Annotated in this window: 12 protein-coding genes; 6 read left to right on the top strand and 6 right to left on the bottom strand. The window is 67.0% G+C overall.

Annotated elements, in window-relative coordinates:
• The first annotated feature begins 48 nt into the window (after positions 1-48).
• From NJD74_RS18325 to betA, 4 genes are all read left to right on the top strand, one after another.
• Entirely contained in the window at positions 49-786 is a 738-nt protein-coding gene (locus NJD74_RS18325; RefSeq protein WP_172838073.1) for an endonuclease/exonuclease/phosphatase family protein, read from the top strand.
• A 121-nt stretch (positions 787-907) separates the two neighbouring features.
• The gene (gene betT, locus NJD74_RS18320) at positions 908-2,887 is read left to right on the top strand and encodes a choline BCCT transporter BetT (RefSeq protein ID WP_319624729.1); all 1,980 of its coding nucleotides are present in this window, start codon (positions 908-910) and stop codon (positions 2,885-2,887) included.
• A gap of 34 nt (positions 2,888-2,921) precedes the next feature.
• Positions 2,922-4,394, top strand: a complete 1,473-nt coding sequence (gene betB, locus NJD74_RS18315; RefSeq protein WP_319624728.1) for a betaine-aldehyde dehydrogenase — start codon at positions 2,922-2,924, stop codon at positions 4,392-4,394.
• Positions 4,395-4,419: 25 nt separating this feature from the next.
• Positions 4,420-6,090, top strand: a complete 1,671-nt coding sequence (gene betA, locus NJD74_RS18310) for a choline dehydrogenase (protein ID WP_070473679.1) — start codon at positions 4,420-4,422, stop codon at positions 6,088-6,090.
• A 250-nt stretch (positions 6,091-6,340) separates the two neighbouring features.
• On the opposite strand, the gene NJD74_RS18305 is transcribed toward betA, so the two are convergent.
• A complete protein-coding gene (locus NJD74_RS18305) occupies positions 6,341-7,219 on the bottom strand; it encodes an EamA family transporter (protein WP_319624727.1) in 879 nt (292 codons plus the stop codon).
• A gap of 72 nt (positions 7,220-7,291) precedes the next feature.
• Here NJD74_RS18305 and NJD74_RS18300 point away from each other — a divergent pair, with 72 nt between their 5' ends.
• The gene (locus NJD74_RS18300; protein WP_019186256.1) at positions 7,292-7,771 is read left to right on the top strand and encodes an Lrp/AsnC family transcriptional regulator; all 480 of its coding nucleotides are present in this window, start codon (positions 7,292-7,294) and stop codon (positions 7,769-7,771) included.
• Between the two features lie 6 nt (positions 7,772-7,777).
• Here NJD74_RS18300 and NJD74_RS18295 read toward each other — a convergent pair whose 3' ends face one another.
• The 3 genes from NJD74_RS18295 to NJD74_RS18285 form a co-directional block, all read right to left on the bottom strand.
• Positions 7,778-8,815 (bottom strand): alpha/beta fold hydrolase, encoded by a 1,038-nt coding sequence (locus tag NJD74_RS18295; RefSeq protein WP_319624734.1) that lies wholly within the window; start codon positions 8,813-8,815, stop codon positions 7,778-7,780.
• Between the two features lie 41 nt (positions 8,816-8,856).
• On the bottom strand, positions 8,857-9,708 hold the full coding sequence (locus NJD74_RS18290) for an AraC family transcriptional regulator (protein WP_319624726.1): 852 nt from the start codon (positions 9,706-9,708) through the stop codon (positions 8,857-8,859).
• A 103-nt stretch (positions 9,709-9,811) separates the two neighbouring features.
• Positions 9,812-10,291, bottom strand: coding sequence for a VOC family protein (locus tag NJD74_RS18285; RefSeq protein ID WP_319624725.1), 480 nt, complete (start codon positions 10,289-10,291; stop codon positions 9,812-9,814).
• Between the two features lie 374 nt (positions 10,292-10,665).
• On the opposite strand from NJD74_RS18285, the gene fhuE reads away from it, so the two are divergent.
• Entirely contained in the window at positions 10,666-12,864 is a 2,199-nt protein-coding gene (gene fhuE / locus NJD74_RS18280) for a ferric-rhodotorulic acid/ferric-coprogen receptor FhuE (protein ID WP_319624724.1), read from the top strand.
• Between the two features lie 135 nt (positions 12,865-12,999).
• Here fhuE and NJD74_RS18275 read toward each other — a convergent pair whose 3' ends face one another.
• Together NJD74_RS18275 and NJD74_RS18270 are read right to left on the bottom strand one after the other, a co-directional pair.
• A complete protein-coding gene (locus NJD74_RS18275; protein ID WP_070471856.1) occupies positions 13,000-13,626 on the bottom strand; it encodes a LysE family translocator in 627 nt (208 codons plus the stop codon).
• A gap of 214 nt (positions 13,627-13,840) precedes the next feature.
• Positions 13,841-16,714, bottom strand: coding sequence for a TonB-dependent receptor (locus tag NJD74_RS18270; protein WP_319624723.1), 2,874 nt, complete (start codon positions 16,712-16,714; stop codon positions 13,841-13,843).
• Between the last annotated feature and the right edge of the window lie 73 nt (positions 16,715-16,787).

Here is a 16,787-nt window from a genome sequence, read left to right as displayed (position 1 = left end):
CTGCGATAGCCAACCGTCGTGACCTCCCCCCACACGCGGACCCTGCGCCTGCTGACGGCCAACATCCAGGCCGGTTCGAGCACCCGCCGTTACAGTGACTACGTGACCCGCAGCTGGTCGCACGCACTGCCGGCCGGGCGCAAGCGAACCAGCCTGGATGCCATCGCGCAGATGGCCCGCGAACACGACATCGTCGGCCTGCAGGAGGCCGACCCGGGCAGCCTGCGCTCGGGCTTCACCAACCAGACCCACTATCTGGCCGAGCGCGCCGGCTTCAATTACTGGAGCCACCAGCCCAACCGCCGGATGGGTGGGGTGGCCTCCAGCGCCAACGGCCTGCTCAGCAAACTCGAGCCGGTCGAGGTCCAGGACCACGCCCTGCCCGGCCGGATCGGCGGGCGCGGCGTGCTGCTGGCCAAGTTCGGTGAAGGCAGCCAGGGCCTGGCGGTGGCGGTGGCGCATCTGTCCTTGGGGACCAATTCGCGCATGTCGCAATTGGCCTTCATTGCCGATCTGCTCTCCGACCACCCCAACGCCGTGCTGATGGGCGATTTCAACTGCCTGGCCGAACGGCCCGAAATGCAGGTGCTGTACCAGAAGACGACGCTGCAGCCGCCAGGCTGCGTGGTGCCGACCTTCCCCAGCTGGCGCCCGGACCGGGCGATCGACCACATCCTGCTCAGCGACGGCCTGCAGCAACGCAGTGCAGAAGCCGTGCCGGCCGCGTTCTCCGATCACCTCGCACTGGCGATGTCGATCGATGTGCCGAGCAGCGCGCTGCGCTGACCCCTGTTCACCCGCCGCCCTTGCGCGGCGGGCATCGTGAGCGTGTAAACAGGCTGTCCACAGCGCCTGTGCGATAAATCCCGCCGTCTGCCGCTCCGGCACCGGGAGTATCCCCCACCCCATGAGTACCGTGGAGCCGCCTCTGCCCGAGGTGCGCACGCTTCGACCCGTGTTCCTGCTTGCCGCCACGATCGTGGCGGCATTCGCCATTCTGGTCACCGTGTTTCCCATCGATGCCGGCGTGATGCTGCTCGATGCCCAGACCTGGGCCTCGCGCAATGTCGGCTGGTATTACCTGCTGGCGATGACCGTGTACCTGGTGTTCGTGGTCGGCGTGGCGTTGTCCGGCTATGGCAGCGTCAAGCTGGGCGCGGACCACGACGAACCGGAGTTCAGCTATCTGTCCTGGGCCGGCATGCTGTTCGCCGCCGGCATCAGCATCACCCTGTTCTTCTTCTGCGTCTCCGAGCCGCTGACCCATTACCTGCTGCCGCCGCAGGGCGGCACCGGCAGTGGCGAGGCCAGCGCGCGCCAGGCGATGCAGCTGCTGTTCCTGCACTGGGGCCTGCATGGCTGGGGCGTGTTCGCGCTGGCGGCGATGGCGCTGGCCTACTTCGCCTACCGCCACAACCTGCCACTGGCGCTGCGCTCGGCGCTGTATCCGCTGATCGGCAAGCGCATCAACGGGCCGATCGGCTACACCGTGGATGCCTTGGGCATCGTGGCCACCGTGTTCGGCCTCGGCGCGGACATGGGCTTTGGCGTGCTGCATCTCAACGCCGGCCTGAACACCTTGTTCCCGGTGCCGCACGCGGCCTGGGTGCAGGTCGGGCTGATCGTGCTGATGATGGGCGCGGCGATCACCGTGGCCGTGTCCGGCGTGGAGAAAGGCGTGCGCTGGATGTCCAACATCAACATGCTGCTGGCGATCTCGCTGCTGCTGTTCATGCTGTTCGCCGGCCCCACCCAGTACCTGCTCAATGCCTTCATGCAGAACATGGGCGACTACCTGGGCAACGTGGTCGGCAAGAGTTTCGATGTGTACGCCTACGGCGGGCGCCCGGACTGGCTGGGCAACTGGACGGTGTTCTACTGGGCCTGGTGGATCGGCTGGGCGCCGTTCGTGGGCCTGTTCATCGCGCGCATCTCGCGCGGCCGCACCATCCGCGAATTCGTGCTCGGCGTGCTGCTGATCCCGCTGGGCTTCACCCTGGCCTGGCTGTCGATCTTCGGCAACAGCGCGCTGGACCAGATCCTGCATCACGACCAGGCACACCTGGCGCAGATGGCGGTGGAGAACCCGCCGACCGTGCTGTACGCGCTGCTGGAGAGCTATCCGTGGAGCCGCGCCGTCATCGCGGTCACGGTGATCGTCAGCTTCATCTTCTTCGTCACCTCGGCCGATTCCGGCACGGTCGTGCTGTCCACGCTGTCCTCGCAGGGCGGCAATCCCGAAGACGACGGCCCGCGCTGGCTGCGCGTTTTCTGGGGCGTGATGACCGGCCTGGTCACCGCCGGACTGCTGCTGGCTGGCAGCATGGATGCACTCAAATCCGCGGTGGTGCTGGCCTCGCTGCCGTTCTCGGTGGTGTTGCTGCTGATGCTGTGGGGCCTGACCCGCGCGCTGGGCGAAGAGTCGCAGCGCAAGAAAGCCTCGCAGTACTCGCCGATCCCATTGATCGGGCAATCGCGACACCAGCGCGGCTGGCGCCAGCGCATCACCCAGGCGGTGCATTTCCCGGTCCGCGACGAGGTGTACCGGTTCATGGATACCGATGTGAAGCCGGCGATCGAAGCCGTCGCGGCGCAGCTGCTCGAACAGGGCCTGGATGTGCAGACGAAGTTCGAGCCGGGTCACATGGAGCTGCTGGTGGACCATGGCGAACAACAGGTGTTCACCTACCAGGTGATCATGCGCGGCTACCTCACGCCTTCGTTCGCCGCGCAGCGCTTCCGCAACCAGCGTTACTACCGCGCCGAAGTGCATCTTTATGAAGGTGGACAGGACTACGAGCTGTTCGGCTACAGCCGCCAGCAGATCATCAACGACATCATCGATCAGTACGAGCGTCACCTGCAGTTCCTGCATCTCACGCGTTGACGCACTGATCTCCCGCTGCAAAGGAGTCACCGACATGCCTATCCTCCCCGACCAGCTGCTGTACATCGGCGGCCGCTACGTTCCCTCCCAGGGCGGACAGACCTTCCAGGTCATCAATCCGGCCAACGGCGAGCTGCTCGCCAACGTCCACAGCGCCAACAGCGACGATCTCGACGCTGCCGTGGAAAGCGCCCAGGCCGGCCAGAAAGCATGGGCCGCGCTGACCACCGTGGAGCGCTCGCGCATCCTGCTGCGGGCGGTCGCGCTGCTGCGCGAGCGCAACGATGCACTGGCCGAGCTGGAATCGCGCAACACCGGCAAGGCCCTGAGCGAAACGCTCAGCGTGGACGTGGTCACCGGTGCGGACGTGCTGGAGTACTACGCCGGCGTCATGCACGGGCTGGAAGGCAGCCAGGTGCCGCTGCGTGAGAGCAGCTTCTTCTACACCCGGCAGGAGCCCCTTGGCGTGGTCGGCGCGATCGGTGCCTGGAACTACCCGATCCAGATCGCGCTGTGGAAGGCCGCCCCCGCGCTGGCCGCCGGCAACGCGATGATCTTCAAGCCCAGCGAAGTGACGCCGCTGACCGCGCTGAAGCTGGCGGAAATCTTCACCGAGGCCGGCCTGCCCGATGGCGTGTTCAACGTGCTGCCCGGCGATGGCGCCGGCGTCGGCTCGGCATTGACCGAGCATCCGCTGATCGAGAAGATCTCCTTCACCGGCGGCACCGCTACCGGCCGCAAGGTGATGGCCAGTGCCTCCAGCTCCACGCTCAAAGACGTCACCATGGAGCTGGGGGGCAAGTCGCCGCTGATCATCTGCGCCGACGCCGATCTGGACCTGGCCGCCGACGTGGCGATGATGGCCAACTTTTACAGCTCCGGTCAGGTATGCACCAACGGCACCCGCGTGTTCGTGCCGCGCAGCATCCTGGCCGCGTTCGAAGCCAAACTGCTGGAACGGGTCAAGCGCATCCGTATCGGCGACCCGCTGGCCAAGGACACCAACTTCGGCCCGCTGGTCAGCGCCGCGCACATGCAGCGCGTGCTTGAGCACATCGCCAGCGGCAAGGCCGAGGGTGCACGGCTGGTCTGCGGCGGCGAACGGCTGACCGACGGCGCGCTGGGCAAGGGCTGCTATGTGGCACCGACGATCTTCAGCGATTGCCGCGATGACATGCGCATCGTGCGCGAAGAGATTTTCGGACCGGTGATGAGCCTGTTGGCGTACGACGACGAAGACGAGGCCATGCGCCGCGCCAACGACACCGATTACGGTCTCGCCGCCGGTGTGGTGACGCCGGACCTGGCGCGCGCGCATCGCCTGATCCATCAGCTCGAGGCCGGCATCTGCTGGGTCAACAGCTGGGGCGAATCGCCGGCACAGATGCCGGTGGGCGGTTACAAGCAGTCCGGTGTCGGCCGCGAAAACGGCCTGGCCACGCTGCGCGCCTATACCCGCACCAAGTCCATCCAGATCGAACTGGACCGCTACGCGTCGGTGTTCTGAACCGGCCTTACCAGGAGACACCGCGATGAAGCGCGAGTACGACTACATCATCATCGGCGCCGGTTCGGCCGGCAACACGCTGGCCGCGCGCCTGACCGAAGACGCCGGCGTCAGCGTGCTGCTGCTGGAAGCCGGTGGGCCGGATTACCGGATGGATTTCCGCACCCAGATGCCGGCCGCACTGGCCTATCCGCTGCAGGGCCGGCGTTACAACTGGGCGTATGAAACCGAGCCGGAACCCTACATGGACAACCGGCGCATGGAGTGCGGCCGCGGCAAGGGCCTGGGCGGTTCCTCGCTGATCAACGGCATGTGCTACATCCGCGGCAACGCGATGGACTTCGACCAGTGGGCCAGCTTCGACGGCCTGGAGGACTGGAGCTACCACGACGTGCTGCCCTACTTCCGCAAGGCGGAAACGCGCGACATCGGCGCCAACGATTATCACGGCGGCGACGGCCCGGTCAGCGTGGCCACGCCGAAGAACGGCAACAACGTGCTGTTCCACGCGATGGTCGAGGCCGGCGTGCAGGCCGGCTACCCACGTACCGATGACCTCAACGGCTACCAGCAGGAAGGCTTCGGCCCGATGGACCGCACGGTGACCCCGCGCGGGCGCCGCTCCAGTACCGCGCGCGGCTACCTGGACATGGCCAAGGACCGCGAGGGACTGGAGATCGTGGTGCACGCCACCACCGACCGCATCCTGTTCGCCGGCAAGCGCGCGGTGGGCGTGCGCTACCTGGCTGGCAACAGCGCCGAGCCGATCGACGCTACCGCCCGCCGCGAGGTGCTGCTGTGCGCCGGGGCGATCGCCTCGCCGCAGATCCTGCAGCGCTCTGGAGTGGGTGCGCCGGCGTTGCTGGCCGCACTTGGCGTACCGCTGGTGCACGACCTGCCCGGCGTCGGCGAGAACCTGCAGGATCACCTGGAGGTGTACATGCAGTACGCCTGCAAGAAGCCGGTCTCGCTGTACCCGGCGCTGCAGTGGTGGAACCAGCCGGCGATCGGTGCGGAGTGGCTGTTCGCCGGCACCGGGATCGGCGCCAGCAACCAGTTCGAAGCCGGTGGCTTCATCCGTACCCGGGAGGAGTTCGACTGGCCGAACATCCAGTACCACTTCCTGCCGGTGGCGATCAATTACAACGGCACCAACGCGGTCAAGGAGCACGGTTTCCAGGCGCACGTGGGTTCGATGCGCACGCCCAGCCGCGGCCGCGTGCATGCGAAGTCGCTGGACCCGCGCGAGCACCCTTCCATCCTGTTCAACTACCAGTCCACCGACCAGGACTGGCAGGAGTTCCGCGACGCGATCCGCATCACCCGCGAGATCATCGCCCAGCCCGCGCTGGACGAATACCGTGGCCGCGAAATCAGCCCGAGCGCCGAGTGCCAGACCGATGCGGAACTCGACGCGTTCGTGCGCGCGCATGCCGAAACCGCCTACCACCCCTCCTGCTCGTGCGCGATGGGCACCGATGCGATGAGCGTGGTCGATGGCCAGGGCCGCGTACATGGCATGGAAAGCCTGCGCGTGGTGGATGCTTCGATCATGCCGCGCATCATCACCGGCAACCTCAACGCCACCACGATCATGATCGCCGAGAAGATCGCCGACCGGATCCGCGGGCGTGCCCCGCTGCCGCGCAGCACCGCGGCGTATTACGTCGCCGGGGACGCACCGGCACGGCGCTGAGGAATGGGGGATTGACCGGTGGGCGCCGCCCGTTGGTCGGCGCGCGAACCCCGGTAGGGCCGGCCGCTGGCCGGCATCGTCCACATCCCGGTAGTGCCGGCCGCTGGCCGGCTCCTCGCATCCTGGTAGTGCCGGCCGCTGGCCGGCTCCGCGCGAATCCTGGTAGTGCCGGCCGCTGGCCGGCTCCGCAGCACCGTTGGATCATGAGGAGCCGGCCAGCGGCCGGCACTACCGATACCATCGCGCGCGATTACGCCGGCGCACCGGGCAACGGCACCACCGCCCGTTTCGCAGTCAACGTACTGCCCACCGACGCCACCACCGTGCAACCGATCGCCGCCCATTGCAGCGGGGTCAGGTGCTCGGCCAGCAGCCCCATCGCCAGCAGCGCGGCGACCGCCGGTTCCATGCTGATCAGGATGCCGAAGGTCTCTTTCGGCAGCCGCTTGAGCGCCATCATTTCCAGCGACATCGGGATCGCGCTGGAGACGATCGCCACTCCCAGGCCGAACAGCAGGATCCTCGGCTCCAGCAGCGCCATGCCCGCGTGCGCCACGCCGACCGGCACCACCACCAGCGCGGCCGCGCACAGCCCCAGCGAGACCGTATGCCCGGCCGGCAGATGCCCGGCGCGCTTGCCGAAGATGATGTACAGCGCCCAGCACACCGCCGCGCCCAGCGCGAACATCACCCCCACCGGGTCCAGCGGCTCGCCATGGCCCAGCGGCAGCAGCAGCAACAGACCGACCAGCGCGCAGCCGACCCACACAAAATCGACCGGCCGCCGCGACGACCACATCGCCACCGCCAGCGGCCCGCAGAATTCGATCGCCACGGCGATACCGAACGGGATCGTGCGCAGCGCCATGTAGAACAGCAGGTTCATTACCCCCAGCGTGATGCCATAGCGGAAGATCGCCTCCGCATCGGCGCGCGAGGTGGTCCAGCGCCACGGCCGGAACACCATCAGCAGCACCAGCGCCGAAAAGCCCACGCGCAACGCGCTGGTGCCCTGCGCGCCGATCAGCGGAAACAGCTGTTTGGCATACGAGGTGCCCACGGCCAGCGAGGTGACCGAGCCGAGCACGGCCAGGGCGGGGAAGAAGCTGGAGAGGCGGGAGGTCGACATCCGCACAGGATATTGCGCAACGACCGAAGGAGATGCTCAATTGCAGGGGCCTTCCTGCATGTTTCACTCGCCATGTCCGCCACGCCTTACCTCCCCGACAGCTTCGACCGCGCGATCCTGGCGATCCTGCAGCGCGACAACGCCACCCCGCAGCGCGAGATCGCCGAGGCGGTCAGCCTGTCCGCCCCGGCCGTGCAACGGCGGATCAAGCGTCTGGAAGACACGGGCGTGATCCGCGCCAATGTCGCCGTGCTGGACCAGGCACGCCTGGGACGGCCACTGACGATCATGGTCGAGGTCCGGGTCGCCAGCGAGCAGCCGCACCGGGTCGCGCCGTTCCGCCGGCGCGTGCAGGAAGACCCGGCCGTGCAGCAGTGCTACGCGATTACCGGCGACGCCGATTTCCTGTTGATCCTCACCGCCGCCTCGATGGAGGAATACGAGGCGATCAGCGAGCGGCTGTTCGGCAACGACGACAACATCGAGCGCTTCCGCACCGCGGTGGCACTGAGCACCCTCAAGCGTGGGCTGGACGTTCCCCTCGCGGAGTGATCCGCGTCAGCGCGTGGCCGACAACGCCGCGTCGAACAGCGCTTTCGCTTCCGTGATCGCAGCGCCGTGCGTGGCCTGCTGGTCTGCCGCCACCTGGCACAGTGCACCGATGCGCTTGCGGCCCAGCGCGGTACAGCTGGACAGGAAGTCGTAGTGGCCGACGGCCGGCAGGGTGGTCAACGTCGCCTTGGGCAGGGCCGCCGCCGCGATGTCGCTGTTGGTGGCCGGCGAGGCCACCGTGTCGGCCGCACCAACGATGATCGATACCGGCTGCGCCACCTTCTCAAGCGCCTCCGGCGCGAAGGCCTGGATCATGGCCGGCGCGATCAGGAAGACGGCGCGCACCCCGGCAATGGCGCGGTCGTCACCGGCCTGGGCGACCCACGGCGCCAGTGCCGGCGTCTGCGCGGCGGTCATGCGCTGCGCCAAGGTCAGTGTCGGGTTCTCCGCCTGCGGGACGCAGACTCCATCCGCGGGATGCGCGCGGCAGAACGCCAGCAGGCGCTGCAGTTGCGGGTCGGCCCCGGCCGCGACCAGGGCGGTGAACCCGCCGGCCGAGTAGCCCGCCACGCCCAGCCGCGTGGCATCCATCGCCTTGGCCAGCACGGGATCGGCCTGCACCGCGGCCAGCGCCGCCGCCAGATCGTCCGCGCGGTTCCACATCAGGATGCTACCGGCCTCGGTCATCGGGTCCACGCCGTTGTTGCCCGGGTGATCCACCGCGATGACCACGTACCCGGCCCGCGCCATGGCGATGCCGAACCAGCCCATCATCCGCGCACTGCCGCCATTGCCATGCGAGAGCAGCAGCACCGGCCAGTGTCCCTCCGCGATGGCCGCATCGGCGGCGGCGGTGCCGACCTCGAACAGCGGCGCACCGGGTGGCCCGATCGTCAGCGCAGCTTCCCGTGCGCCGGCCTGGGCCGGATACCACACGGTGTACCGCACGCTGTCGCGGTGCCCGGCATCGCGCACGGCGGCGCTGGGTGTGTGCGCAACGCCGTGCCGCTCGCCAACGGGCGGCACCGCCCCAACGGCAAACATCGGCAGGCACAGCGCGAGCAGCGCAGCACAAAAACGGGCGGTCATTCGCATGGGTCAGTCTCCTTGAGGTGCAGCATGTCGGTCAGCGGCAGCCAGATCTCCACCCCACCGTGGCCGCTGCGGTCATCGAAGCGCGCATCGTAGCGCTCCAGGTCCGGCGCATCGGCCAGGGTCAGGCCGGAGGCCGGCAGATAGTCGTTCAACAACCAGAGCCAGGTGGAGCGGATCGCCGAGATGTGCCCGGCATGCCACGCCACCAGGTACTCGCGCGGCGGGATTGTGATCGCCTGCCAGCCTGGGGGCACGGGCGCGGAGGCACTGATCTCCACGCCGGCGATGTAATCAAAGCCTCCCTCGGCATCACTGTTGCCGCACACGCCATAGGCGATCTCCGCGCCGAGGCCATGCGCCTCCTCCAGGCGCTGCCATTGCGAGGGAATCGAGGCGACGCTCGCAGACGTGTGGCGCGCACCGATCCCGGCCACGCGCAGGCCGCCGCGGTGCTCGCGTCGGGGTTCGATCGTGCAGGGCGCCGAGGTGTCGATGAGTTTCAGCGCCTCGACCAGCACTACCCCCGCCAGCCCCCGCTCGCGCACCTGCTCGGGCGATCGCCCGAACTGCTCGGTGAACGCGCGGGTGAATGCGGCGTGCGAGGCGTAGCCGGCGGACAGTGCGACACCGAGAATGTCGCCGGCGCCGCCCGCCAGTTGGCGCGCGGCCTCGGTCAGCCGGCGGCCGCGCAGATAACGCACCACCGAGGTACCGGTGCTGAGCTGGAACAGCCGCGAGAGATGGAACGGCGAGAGCCCCACCACGCCGGCGATATCGGCCAGCGACGGATTCCCGGCGAAGTGGCTTTCGATGTACCAGAGCGCCCTGCGTGCCGCACCCATACCGCCAGATCCATGCCGAAGAACGGGTGCGCAGCGTAACCCAGCCTGCAGCACGTCATTTGATCGTTCTTGCTGTCCGCTGCAACACGCCGCGCCTGTTGTCTCAGCCCCTCACCGCCGCTTCGATGGCCGCCACGTCGATCCTGCGCATGGTCATCATCGCCTCGAACGCGCGCCGGGCCACCGCGGGATCGGTACTGGTCACCGCCTCGGTCAACACCCGCGGGGTGATCTGCCAGGACAGGCCCCACTTGTCGCGACACCAGCCGCAGGCGCTTTCCTCGCCTCCATTGCCGACGATCGCATTCCACAGCCGGTCCGTTTCGGCCTGGTCATCGGTGGCGATCTGGAAGGAAAACGCTTCGCTGTGCTTGAACGCGGGGCCGCCATTGAGCCCGATGCAGTCAATGCCGGCCACGGTGAAGTCCACCGTCAGCACATCGCCCTGCTTGCCGGAGGGGAAGTCACCAGGGGCATGGTGGACGGCGCGTACCGCGCTGTCCGGGAAGGTGGTGGCATAGAAGGTTGCCGCGTCCAGTGCGGTGCCATTGAACCAGAGGCAGACCGTGTTTTTGCTGGCCATGAGCGTCTCCTGCAAGGGATGGATAGCGCCTGCTCACGGTAAGCGCGGAGGTGTTAAGCCTGCGCGCGGGCATCGCGAGGGTGGCCGGCGCGCCGCCGTGCGGCCACGCGCCGTCAGGTCCCGAAGCTGAATACGCAGTTGCCTTGCGCGACGTGGGGTACGGCCCGGACGCCTCGCAGGATGCGGTTGATGATGCGAATGATTGCCATTACCATAGCGTGACCCGGGTCGCGCAAGGGATGCGCACCCGTGAACAGTTATCGAGCCCGCGCCGGGTCACCGCCCCCGCCAGCCGCTTCCTGCCCCCACCCCCGCTCCGCCGCAGGCCACCCAGGACGCCGGCCATGCCCGTTGCCGCCCTTCTGGAAACGCCGATGACCCGCTCCGCCCACGTGCTGTCCCGCCCGTCGATGCTCCGTCGCCCGCTGCCGCAGGCATTGATGCTGGCGTTGTGCACCCTCGCCGCCGCTCCCGCATTCGCGCAGGACGCCGCCCCCGACGCCACCACCCTGGACAAGATCGTGGTCAAGGGCGAGCGCGCCGAAGGCTATTCGGTCCGCAAGACCTCGGCCGGTACCCGCTTCGATCTGGCCCCGCGCGAGATCCCGCAGTCGGTGAGCATCATCAGCCACCAGCGCATCGAGGATCAGAACCTGGATGACATCATCGACGTGCTGGGCAACACCACCGGCATCAGCAGCACCCAGTCCGATACCGAGCGCACCGAGTTCTACGCGCGCGGCTTCTACATCGACAGCTACCAGTTCGACGGCCTGCCGACCCAGATGGTGCAGAACTGGAGCTACGGCGATTCCGGCCTGGACCTGGCCCTGTATGACCGCGTGGAAGTGGTGCGTGGCGCCACCGGCCTGCTCAGCGGCGCCGGCAACCCGTCCGCCTCGGTGAACCTGATCCGCAAGCATGCCGACAGTGCCGAACTGACCGGCAGCGTGTCGGTGAACGTCGGCAGCTGGGGCCGCACCCGCAGCACGGTGGATGTGACCACCCCGCTGAACGCCAGCGGCTCGGTGCGTGCGCGCGTGATCGGCAGCTACCTGGATACCGAATCGCAGATGGGTCGCTACGACCAGCACAAGACGCTGGGCTATGCGGTGATCGACGCCGACCTGACCCCGGACACGCAGCTGAGCGTGGGCTACGACTACCAGCAGAAGCGCGCGAACGGCGCGACCTGGGGTGGCTTCCCGATGCTGTTCTCCGATGGCACCTCCACCGGTTACGACGAATCGTTCAACCCGAACCCCGGCTGGACGTATTGGGATACTACCAGCAAGCGGGCCTTCGCCACTCTCGAACACGGGTTTGCCAGCGGCTGGAAGTTCAAAGTCGGCGCTACGCATGACGAAACCAAGGCCGATGACAAGCTGTTCTACACCGCCTACAACGACTGGATGACTGGCGCGTCCTACTTTGACAAAGAAACCGGCGCTGGTATCACGCCTTCTGCAGGCTTCTACAACACGGAGCGCAAAGTCAGCGCGGTCGATGGCTTCGTCGACGGTCCATTTCAGCTGTTTGGCCGCGAGCATCAGTTCATGGCCGGCTTGAGCTACAACAAGCGGGAGTACTCCAACAAAGGTGATTACCAGCCGGATTTCTTCAGTGATCCGATTGCGCCATACCTACCGCTGCCCAACTATCTCGGCTGGAACGGCAATTTCCCTGAACCAGAATGGCGTGCAATGAAGCTGCAGAGCCGTGGCACGATCACTCAAAAGGCAGGTTACGCGGCGACTCGCCTGTCGTTGGCCGATCCGCTGAAGCTGATCATTGGTGCGCGCTATACCGACTGGAGCTTGGACGGTCTGGAGGGCGCAGTCGTCAGTCGCTTTAGCCACAAGGTCACCACCCCGTACGCAGGCCTGGTCTTCGACCTCAACGACACCTACTCCACTTACGCCAGCTACACCGAGATCTTCCAGCCGCAGACGCTGAAGAACCGCGCGGGCAGCTACTTGGATCCGGTGGACGGCAAGAGCTACGAAGTGGGCGTCAAAGGCGCGTGGTTCGACAACCGCCTGAACGCGTCGCTGGCGGTGTTCCGCATCGAGCAGGACAACGTCGGCCAGGCCACCACCGAGCCCGTCCAAGGCAGTCCTAATGAGTTCGCCTACATCGCCGCGCGCGGCACGGTGAGCCGCGGTTTCGAGTTCGAGCTCAACGGCGAACTCGCGCCGGGCTGGAACGCGACCTTTGGTGCCTCGCGCTACGTGGCCAAGGACATCAACGATGCGGACATCAACACCAACCTGCCGCAGACCACCATCAAGCTGTTCACCAGCTACACCCCGCAGTCGCTGAGCGCGCTGACGGTCGGCGGCGGGGCCAACTGGCAGAACGGCATCTACTATCCGGTGCCGGCCTATGGCCGTATCGAGCAGGGTGGCTATGCGCTGGTCAGCGCGTTCGTGCGCTACCGCATCTCGCCGGCGTTCAGCGTGCAGGCCAACCTCAACAACCTGCTGGACAAGACGTACTTCTCGCAGATCAACGGCTACGGCGCGTACGGTGACGGCCGCAATGGCTCGATCACCTTCAACTGGTCGTTCTGACCGGTCTTTGATCGTATCGCTTCAACAACGGAGAGCCGGGCATTGCCCGGCTCTCTGCGTTCTGCACGCCGGGCATTGGACGCGCGGCGGCGCATCGCCGGGCCCCGGTAGTGCCGCGCGCGCAGCGCCAGATCATCACGGCCTGGCGCGCAGCAGCGCCAGTCCAAATCCGATGAAGATCGTGCCGACCACGCGGTCGAACACCTTGCGCAGCCCCGGCTTGGCCAGATGACCGGCCAGCCCGCGGCCACCGGCGGCATACACCGTGTACCAGAACATCTCCATCACCGCGAAGGTCGCCACCAGGATCACGAACTGCGGCAGCTGCGGCTGGGTCAGATCGACGAACTGCGGCAGGAACGCCGAGGCGAACAGCAGCAGCTTGGGGTTGCTGATCCCGATGATGAAGCCGTCGCGGAACAATACGGTACGCGAGCTCGGGACCAGCGCTGTAGTACTGCCGACGTCGATCGGCGCATCGCCACCGCGCCATGCCTTGATCCCCAGGTACACCAGATACGCCACACCGGCGTAGCGCAGCACATCGAACACCATCGGCGACGCCTTGAGCACCGCCCCCAGCCCGGCGGCGGAGATCGCCAGGGCCAGTACCAGCGCGGTGAGGCAGCCGGCCATGGCCGCGATGCTGCGGCGGAAGCCGACCCGCACGCTGCGGGTCATCACGTGCAGCATGTTCGGGCCGGGCGTGCCGCACAGGACGAACACGGTGACGGCGAAGATCCACCAGGTATGCAGGTTCATGGCAATGCAGTCCAGGAGAGGTAGTGCCGGCCGCTGGCCGGCTCCCCATGATGCCTGACGCAGCCAGCCCCAGCATGCCAGGCACGCGCGATGGCCGGTGTGCGCAACGCATCTGTCCGTCCCCGCACGCAGCGGGGCCTGACCGGCGCGGCTGCAGGCCGCCACCGGGGCGCCTCACAGCGCCCCGGTGTGTCACCTTCTCATCAGCCTGCGATCAGAACCGCAGGTCCACGCGCAGGTACCAGTAGCGCCCGCGCGGGATGTCGTAGGTCGAGGCGTCATACCCGTTGAGCGAGCACGACAGGCAGATCGGCGGATCCTTGTCGAACACGTTGTTCAGGCCGGCGCTGAGCTGCAGCCCCTTCATCCAGTCGAACCGGTAGCCCACCTGCATGTCGTGGAAGGTGGTCGCGGCCAGTTCGTTGGTGCCCTCGGCCTGGTTGCCGCAGATCGGGAAGGCGGCCACGTCGCCGCACTCTTCGGTGAGCTTGGAGATGTGGCGCACTGTCCAGGAGGCATTCCAGTTGGACAGGTTCCAGCTGAGCGTGGCATTGCTGGTCCACTCCGGAATCGAGCTGTCGGCCACCTCCACGCCGGGCCCTTGCGGCTGCTTCTGGCCCGCTGCACCAAGGGCCTCATAGCGGCCGACGAAGGTGTTCTGCCAACCGAGCTTGAACTGCCCGATCTCCGTCTGCGGCAGGGTCCAGAACAGATCCACGTCCCAGCCATCGGTCTTGATCGAGCCCAGGTTGGTCAGCCGGTTGTTGAAGCTGCTGACCGCACCAGTCGAGGCGCGGGTGATGCCACTGCAGTACAGCGGGTCCAGCGTGTCCACGCACAGATCAAGCTGGGTTTGGGCGTTGATCGCCTGGATCGCGCCTTCAATGTGGTGACGGTAGAACGTCACCTCGACATCGAATCGCTCCGACCAGGACGCATTGCTGCCGAACCACGGGCTCCACACGAAGCCGGCGCTGAAGCTGCGCGAGCGCTCCGGATCCAGCTCTGCGTTGCCGCCGGTGGTGACCGAGATCTGCGAGTTGGCCTGCTGGAAGCCGCCCGGCACGCCGAGTGCGGCACAGTTGGCGGCACTGCCGCGCGGCGGCGTGCCGCCGAGCCCTACCGAGCAGGGATCGAACAGCTGCAGGTCGGCGCGCGCGGCCGAGCCGTACAGCTCGCCGATGGAGGGTGCGCGGAAGCCTTCGGCGTAGCTGGTGCGCAGCACGAAGTCATTGGTCACCTGCCAGCGCAGGCCGTACTTGGGGGTGAACTCGCCGCCAAAGGTGGAGTAGTCCGAGTAGCGACCGGCCAGGCTCAGGTCGAGCTTCTCGCCGAGCGCGCTCTTGGCGAAGATCGGCACGCTCAGCTCCAGGTAGGCCTCGTTGACATCGTAGGAACCGGAGGTGGGCAACGACGGCACGCCGTTGTAGTGGCCGATAACGGTCAGCGGATCCGGATCGTAGCGGCCCTCGTACTTGCGGTATTCATAGCCGGTGGCGAAGGAGACCGGGCCGGCCGGCAGGGTGAACAGTTCGCTGCTCAGGTTGGCGGTGAACAGGCTCAACTCGTTCTGGCTGCGGTCGCGCACCACCGGCTGGATCCAGCGCAGCATCTCCGGGGTGATCGAGCCGACGCCACCGAAGATGTTCAACGGTACGCAGCCGGGCGTGGCCGCACACAACGCGGGATCACCCAGCGCCATGTTGACCTTGTAGATGTCGTAGCTGCCGTAGTTGGTCTGCTCGGCCTTGTTCTTGCTGTACATGCCGTTGAGGTCCCAGAACCAGCTGCGGTCGGCGGCCTGGAACTGGCCGACCAGGCCGGTGGCGAAGTACTGGGTATTGACCTCCTGCTCGAACACGCGCGCGCCGCCTTCGACCGGGCGACGGCCGATCAGGCTCATGTTGCCCGAGGCGACCAGATCGAAGCCGAACGGGTTGTAGGGATTGAGCCCGGACACGACGATGTTGTCCGCCAGCGGATTACCGGTGGCGCCATCGGGCCCGAAGAACAGCGGCTCCGGTGCGGCCTGGTTGGTGGACTCGCGACGGTTGCCCAGTGCCTTGATGTACCACTGGATGTCATCGGTGAGGTCGAAGCGGAACTGGCCGAAGATGCCCTTCCGCTCGGACGGCGTGAGCACCATGTTGTACTCGGCGAAGTTGAACCGGTCGGCCGAGGTGAAGCAGTGGTAGTCATCGCTGCGGGTGCAGCCGGCGCTGCCGTCGTAACGCGGGCTGCTTACGCCGGTATTGGGCACGATGTCCTGCTTCGCACCGGTGTTGGGGTCGACGAAAGAGAAGCGTCCCTGCGGAATGCCACCGCTGCCGAAGGCCAGCCCGGTGCCGGGAATCGGGAAGCGCGACTGCTCGCGATCGCGCGCATACACCGGGTCCTGCTTGGTCCAGCTCGCCCCCAGGAACAGGGTGTAGCGGTCACCGCTGGTGCCCCAGGCCAGGTCCACGCCCTTCTGGGTGCCATCGCCCTTGGTGTACTCGCCGTAATTCATCGTCACCTGCGCGCCGTCGAATTCTCGGCGGGTGATGATGTTGACCACACCGGCGATGGCGTCGGAGCCGTACAGCGACGACGCGCCGTCTTCGAGTACTTCGATGCGCTCGACGATGGCCAGCGGGATGGTGTTCAAGTCTGTCGCCGCGCCCACGCCGGAGGCGGAGGATTCGTTGACCCACCGGATGCCGTCGACCAGCACCAGCACGCGCTTGGCACCCAGGTGCCGCAGATCGACCTGGGCCGAGCCCGCGCCCACCCCGCTGCCATCCGGCGGGAAGCCGAAGTTGCCCGAGGAATTGAACTTCGCATTGAGCGCCGAACCGGAGCCGGTCAGCTGCTGCAGCACATCGCCGATCGAGGTCAGGCCGGTACGTTCGATCTCGGTGCGGGTGAGGGTCTGGATCGGCACCTGCCCTTCCACCTCGGCCCGCTTGATGCGGCTGCCGGTCACTTCCACCCGGTCCAGATCGGTCGTGCTGCGGGGCGCGTCCTGCGCGCTGGCCAAGGCCGGCGCAGCCAGCAGCAGGCACAGCGATACGGCAACCGCCAGCGGGCGGTGATGCAGGTTGTTCATTCGCTCTCTCTCCAAAGGAATGTCGGGCTGGGCTGCCGCGCCCCCTGCATGGCGGCAGCGTCTCCTTTGTAAA

Source organism: Stenotrophomonas sp. RG-453 (genome assembly GCF_033843685.1).
Taxonomy (GTDB): Bacteria; Pseudomonadota; Gammaproteobacteria; order Xanthomonadales; family Xanthomonadaceae; genus Stenotrophomonas; species Stenotrophomonas bentonitica_A.
This window is presented reverse-complemented; position numbering and strand designations above follow the sequence as displayed.

What these genes read in the sequence shown, in the direction of transcription:
- betT (WP_319624729.1), top strand. Translation starts at nt 908, where the DNA reads ATGAGTACCGTGGAGCCGCCTCTGCCCGAGGTGCGCACGCTTCGACCC.
- betB (WP_319624728.1), top strand. Translation starts at nt 2,922, where the DNA reads ATGCCTATCCTCCCCGACCAGCTGCTGTACATCGGCGGCCGCTACGTT.
- betA (WP_070473679.1), top strand. Translation starts at nt 4,420, where the DNA reads ATGAAGCGCGAGTACGACTACATCATCATCGGCGCCGGTTCGGCCGGC.
- NJD74_RS18305 (WP_319624727.1), bottom strand. Translation starts at nt 7,219, where the DNA reads ATGTCGACCTCCCGCCTCTCCAGCTTCTTCCCCGCCCTGGCCGTGCTC.
- NJD74_RS18300 (WP_019186256.1), top strand. Translation starts at nt 7,292, where the DNA reads ATGTCCGCCACGCCTTACCTCCCCGACAGCTTCGACCGCGCGATCCTG.
- NJD74_RS18295 (WP_319624734.1), bottom strand. Translation starts at nt 8,815, where the DNA reads ATGTTTGCCGTTGGGGCGGTGCCGCCCGTTGGCGAGCGGCACGGCGTT.
- NJD74_RS18290 (WP_319624726.1), bottom strand. Translation starts at nt 9,708, where the DNA reads ATGGGTGCGGCACGCAGGGCGCTCTGGTACATCGAAAGCCACTTCGCC.
- NJD74_RS18285 (WP_319624725.1), bottom strand. Translation starts at nt 10,291, where the DNA reads ATGGCCAGCAAAAACACGGTCTGCCTCTGGTTCAATGGCACCGCACTG.
- fhuE (WP_319624724.1), top strand. Translation starts at nt 10,666, where the DNA reads ATGACCCGCTCCGCCCACGTGCTGTCCCGCCCGTCGATGCTCCGTCGC.
- NJD74_RS18275 (WP_070471856.1), bottom strand. Translation starts at nt 13,626, where the DNA reads ATGAACCTGCATACCTGGTGGATCTTCGCCGTCACCGTGTTCGTCCTG.
- NJD74_RS18270 (WP_319624723.1), bottom strand. Translation starts at nt 16,714, where the DNA reads ATGAACAACCTGCATCACCGCCCGCTGGCGGTTGCCGTATCGCTGTGC.